The sequence below is a fragment of the Corynebacterium glyciniphilum AJ 3170 genome (genome assembly GCF_007673095.1).
GTDB lineage: Bacteria > Actinomycetota > Actinomycetes > Mycobacteriales > Mycobacteriaceae > Corynebacterium.
Map to the genome: position 1 here is coordinate 1 of NZ_VDYZ01000206.1, position 278 is coordinate 278.

Annotated in this window: 1 protein-coding gene; it reads left to right on the forward strand. The window is 66.9% G+C overall.

Features of this window, described 5'->3' with window-relative positions; translation table 11 throughout:
- Positions 1–95: 95 nt before the first annotated feature.
- Positions 96–278 (forward strand): hypothetical protein (locus FS507_RS20010; protein WP_186314769.1); only part of this gene is annotated, 183 nt, incomplete at its 3' end.

Consider the following 278-nt stretch of genomic DNA (forward strand, 5'->3'; position numbering starts at 1 on the left):
GGCGAAGAGGGGGTTGGAGGGGGTGGTCGGGAAGTTGGGGAAGGTGGTGGAGTGGGGGTGGGTGGGAGGGGTGAGGTGGGAGGGGGGGTGGTGGTGTGGGTGGTGAGTTGTTGGGGGAGGTGGAGGTGGTGGTGGTGGATGAAGGGAGGGGGGTGAGGGAGCGGGAGTGGGAGGACGAGATGCAAGAGGGACTGTGGAGGGTGGTGGAAGGGGGAACGGTGGTGTTGATGGGGGATCGGGGGGAGGTGATGGGGGGAGTGGAGGAGGTGGTGGTGATG